5 protein-coding genes and 2 pseudogenes are annotated in these 4,499 nt (G+C 40.1%); 1 reads left to right on the top strand and 6 read right to left on the bottom strand.

Annotated elements, in window-relative coordinates:
- Together PX636_RS02790 and PX636_RS02785 are read right to left on the bottom strand one after the other, a co-directional pair.
- A pseudogene (locus tag PX636_RS02790) lies at nucleotides 1-80 on the bottom strand (ABC transporter ATP-binding protein); the annotation flags it as partial.
- Between the two features lie 139 nt (nucleotides 81-219).
- The gene (locus PX636_RS02785) at nucleotides 220-1,335 is read right to left on the bottom strand and encodes a branched-chain amino acid ABC transporter permease (protein ID WP_288116158.1); all 1,116 of its coding nucleotides are present in this window, start codon (nucleotides 1,333-1,335) and stop codon (nucleotides 220-222) included.
- Between the two features lie 171 nt (nucleotides 1,336-1,506).
- Here PX636_RS02785 and PX636_RS02780 point away from each other — a divergent pair, with 171 nt between their 5' ends.
- The gene (locus PX636_RS02780) at nucleotides 1,507-2,163 is read left to right on the top strand and encodes a response regulator transcription factor (protein ID WP_002797454.1); all 657 of its coding nucleotides are present in this window, start codon (nucleotides 1,507-1,509) and stop codon (nucleotides 2,161-2,163) included.
- Nucleotides 2,164-2,177: 14 nt separating this feature from the next.
- Here the strand turns inward: PX636_RS02780 and PX636_RS02775 are convergent, their stop codons facing one another.
- The 4 genes and pseudogenes from PX636_RS02775 to PX636_RS02760 all read right to left on the bottom strand — a co-directional run.
- Complete coding sequence (locus PX636_RS02775; protein ID WP_041804476.1) at nucleotides 2,178-2,696, bottom strand: low molecular weight protein-tyrosine-phosphatase; 519 nt, start codon at nucleotides 2,694-2,696, stop codon at nucleotides 2,178-2,180.
- A gap of 2 nt (nucleotides 2,697-2,698) precedes the next feature.
- On the bottom strand, nucleotides 2,699-2,992 hold the full coding sequence (locus tag PX636_RS02770; RefSeq protein ID WP_002797452.1) for a hypothetical protein: 294 nt from the start codon (nucleotides 2,990-2,992) through the stop codon (nucleotides 2,699-2,701).
- Between the two features lie 153 nt (nucleotides 2,993-3,145).
- A complete protein-coding gene (locus tag PX636_RS02765; protein WP_002797450.1) occupies nucleotides 3,146-3,784 on the bottom strand; it encodes a hypothetical protein in 639 nt (212 codons plus the stop codon).
- 107 nt (nucleotides 3,785-3,891) lie between these two features.
- A pseudogene (locus PX636_RS02760) lies at nucleotides 3,892-4,499 on the bottom strand (hypothetical protein); the annotation flags it as partial.

Below are 4,499 nucleotides of genomic sequence, written 5' to 3'. Positions count from 1 at the left end.
TGCGGCACATCCAAATAAGCATTATTGACGGCGCGAATGCCCCCAAAACTTTTCGATAATCCTTTGGCAGAAAGTAACATATATAAATTATGAATTATGAATTATGAATTATGAAGTGGGAAGTGTTTTCAGTGAAGAGTAATCGATGAACTGATAACTGATAACTGATAACTGATAACTGATAACTGATAACTGATAACTGATAACTGATAACTGAAATTATTTTCCCAAAGTTAACTCCTCTTTTTTGCCGAGGATACCCTGGGGTCGCCAGATCATTAAAACCATGAGTAGCAGACCGATAATCATAATCCGTAAAGCCCCTAATTGGCTATCATTAAAAATATCTAATTGGGGCAGAATAAAGCGAGTCAGGGAATCGTAAGCCCAGAAAATTACCGCTCCTAGTAAGGTGCCGGCATTGCTACCAGAGCCACCGAGAATGATAATAATCCAAGCGTTAAAAGTCAATAATGGTTCAAAATTAGTCGGGTAAATAGTGGTTAATTGCCATGCTAAAAAAGCCCCAGCTAAACCAGCGATTGCACCGCCTAACATCAAAGATTGTAACTTATACCAAAAGACATTTTTTCCTAAAGCCCGGGGAATTTCTTCATCTTCCCGGATAGCTTTGAGGATGCGTCCCCAAGGCGATCGCAAAAGTAATTCTAAACCAGTATAAACGAGAGCGAGGAGGACTAAAACTACCACCATCAGCCCCGCTTTGTAATTATAGTCATTCAAGGAAATTACACCGTTTATATACAGAAAAAGCAGGATTATCGCCCCTAACGACCCCCAAAAGATTAAAGCTCTCTTTTGCGTCGGTTGATAGCTTTTACCGCTAATTTGCCCGGCTTCGCGCCATTGTCGTTGCAGATTGCGCCCCAATTGCCAGAGAGCAAAGATAGCAAGCAGGGTAAACAGGGCAATAATTAATAATTTGACGGCAAAACTGGGATTTATATCCAAATGTAGGGGATAACGTTGTAGTCCGAAACTGCCTTTCGTTAACCAATCCTCGTTAAGCACCAGTAAACGAATTAACTCAGATACCCCGATGGTGACAATTGCTAGATAATCGGCTCTTAATCTCAGGGTGGAAAAACCGATCGCCAATCCCAACAATGCCCCTAGGATCGCCCCGACAATGGCGGCAAAAATCATCGGTACACCCTGTAAAGTTAATAAAACCGTTGCATAAGCCCCTAAAGTGGCAAAAGCAACGTGACCAAAGTTAATTAAGCCAGTAAATCCCCATTGTAGATTTAAACCGAGGGCAAAAATCGCGTAAATACCCGCCCAAATTGTCAGGGAAACCAAATAATCTGTCATCTTAAGTAAAAAGTAAACAAGGGGTTGGGGAAGTGGGGAGATGGGGAGAAAAAAGCTGGTTACTGCTAGTATAATATCAGTTACAACGGCCTCTGTAGCTTGATGGACAATTGTGGCGAGCGGAGGGTGCTAGGCTATCAATACTGAAAAAACCTTGTCCTGTTAATTTCTATGCCTCTTTTGATTCTAATTGCCGATGATGACCCCGGTATCCGCCTAGCGGTCAAAGACTATTTAGAATTAGCAGGTTATAGTGTGGTGGCGGCGAGTAATGGTTTGGAAGCTTTGAATTTATTGGATACCTATCATCCCCATCTTTTGGTATCGGATATCAAAATGCCGCGTTTAGACGGCTATTCTTTGGTGACTAAGGTGCGGCAACAGCCAGAATTTAGGTTATTACCAGTAATTTTTTTAACCGAAAGAGGGTCAACCGAGGAAAGAATTCGCGGTTATCAAGTGGGTTGTGATATCTATCTTCCTAAACCTTTTGAGATGGAGGAATTAAAAGCAGTTATTCGCAATCTTTTAGAGCGAGCGCAAATGGTGCAAAGTGAACGTCAATATCAGAAATTAAAACCGGAAGAAAGCCCCAAAACTAGGGATGTTTTAACTTCTTCTTTACAGGACGATTTTAAGTTAACTAATCGCGAGCGGGAAGTGTTAGAACATTTAGCCCGGGGACTTTCTAATAGTGAAATTGGGCAAAAACTGCATCTTAGTTCTCGCACGATCGAGAAATATGTTAGCAGTTTACTCAGAAAAACAACTACTAACAATCGGGCCGAATTGGTGCGTTTTTCCCTCGAACACAGATTAATCGATTAGCTGGAAGAAAAAACTTAAATTTTGTTTTTTACTTCCTCCAAAAGACTGCCACAGGAGTCTAAAAGTAGCTCGATTACGCGGTCAAAACCTTCCCGACCACCGTAGTAGGGATCGGGAACTTCTTTTTCTGGGTGATAACGAGCATAGTCACACATTAACTTGACCTTTTCTTGATATTTTCCTGTCCGATCTAGGGATAAAATATCTTGATAATTGGCTTTATCCATGGCTAGGATTAGATCAAAATTCTCGAAATCCTCGCGAGTAAATTGTCTGGCTGTCCCTTGCAGAGGAATACCGCGTTTTTTAGCCGCCGTATTCATGCGAGAATCGGGAGGAGAACCGATATGATAACCCGCAGTCCCCGCAGAATCACAGAGGATTTTATTGCCTAATCCTTCTTGTTCAATCAGATAAGTCATGATATTCTCGGCAGCGGGAGAACGACAGATATTTCCTAAACAGACGAAGAGTAGTTTATAGGGCATAAATTGACCGGTAGAATCATCACTAAATTGCCAATTATAGGGCATTTTTAACATCCCGATAAAGATTTATCCTCAAAAAACTCCTCGCTGTCCATTAACCTAATTTTGGCTAATCCCAAGCTTTCTAAATGATCTTGCCACCCTTGGGGGGTATCTTCAATCGCTAATAATCCTAATACTCTAGCTACGTCTGCTACCCAGGGTAGGGTATGAATTCTATAACCCTGCCAGTTTACTTCTAAAGATAACCAAGCGGGAATCTCTTGGGGGTTAAATTGTTGGGAGGCAATATAATCAGCTTGAAAGCAGTAAATCCGAGGTGGTTTTTGACTCTCTAACAAGGTTAAACACTCCTTCTAATCTGGACATTAATCTCTTTCCTCATATTTTAGGGGAACCTCAGCATAATTTCTGTTAAATATGAACTTCTCTTGTCAAGAAATGATTAAAAAACAACTGATAACTAGGCCGAGTTTACCCAAGGAAATTTACTCTTAATTCTCCCCTAAGCGAGGACGAATAATTAAATAAATTGCCGGACCGATTAGAGGCAATAGGGAAATTACCGGCAACAGGAAAGGATTTTTTAATCCCCGTCGGGTTAGATCATCTTGCAGCAAAATTGGACATAAGAGAGTTAAAAGACAGAAATCTAAACTCATAACATGAATAAAACGGCTAGTTTGCCACTGATGCCAAAAATCAGACCAATTACCGTTAATTAATCCGTAAGCGATTAAAATTGCCGCAGTAATTAGGGCAATTACTCCTAACCAAGGTGAGTCTAGAAGTTTAATGACCAGATTTTTTTTACCAGTAAAATTGCTGTTGGATTGACGGAGAGTTAGATAGGGTAAAATAGCGAAAGCACCCACGGCAAAGGAGGCAAAAGTAAAGGGCCAAGCGATGATCTTTTGGTCACGACCATCGATAATTAAAAGGCTAGTGTAGATCAGTGGCCAAACTCCCATCAGGTTAAAAAGAGCGATAATTAACGGGTTGATATATTGCCATTTCCCAGTGGAAAGATCGATAATTAAATTCACTGTATCTGGTTGATCGGGGGGTGCTAGTAAAAAAGCGTATAATCCGAAGCCTAACCAAAGTAACCCGAGAATAATTTTTGTTAACATGGGAGTAGATAATTAGGTTAATTGAGTAATGGGGGTTTCAGCAGAAATTTTAGTACAAAAGTGATCAAAAGATCAAGCAATATTACCTAATCAATGATCGCTAATTTTTAGGGAAGACGACGGGGATTCATGGTTTCTGCTGGGTTAGTTTCTGCACTTTGAGAGTGGAGTAACCGAGTTTGTTCGAGGATAGTTTCTAAGTCTTCATCCGAGAATTCTTCTACATAGTTTAATTTGACCTCTTCTAGGAAGATAATTAATAACATCTCGATTCTTTCTAAACTGTGACGGGATTGTAATTCCTCGGCGAGAGATTGCCCGAAACGCTGGACTAATTGCTGCAATAAACGCTCAAAAACTTCGTCTTCCTGGGTAATCTTTTCCGCTATATTAACAAAGGATTGATACAATTGACTAGATAGGCGATTGCTCAAGTCAGTTTTTAATCCTTTCATGCCGGGTAATCGCAATAAGCTTTGATAAGCGGGAGTTTGACTGAGAATTTTCTCGATATTGTATTTAATTAAAGCTTCTGCTTCTGGTTTAACTTGCGGTAAAACCTTATCAACAGTGCTATTAACTACTAACTGAAAAATTTCGATAACTTCATTAGTATTATTGAGATTATTATAGCCACCATTGAGGGATCGTTCGAGAAATTTCTCCACTTGTCCCTGTCGAATATATTCCTGAATTTTATTAATGATTCTCAGGA

It is taken from the genome of Microcystis sp. M53598_WE2 (genome assembly GCF_030067735.1).
Classification (GTDB): Bacteria; Cyanobacteriota; Cyanobacteriia; order Cyanobacteriales; family Microcystaceae; genus Microcystis; species Microcystis aeruginosa.
The sequence above is the reverse complement of the archived record's forward strand: the minus strand, read 5'-3'. Positions and strand labels throughout refer to the sequence as shown.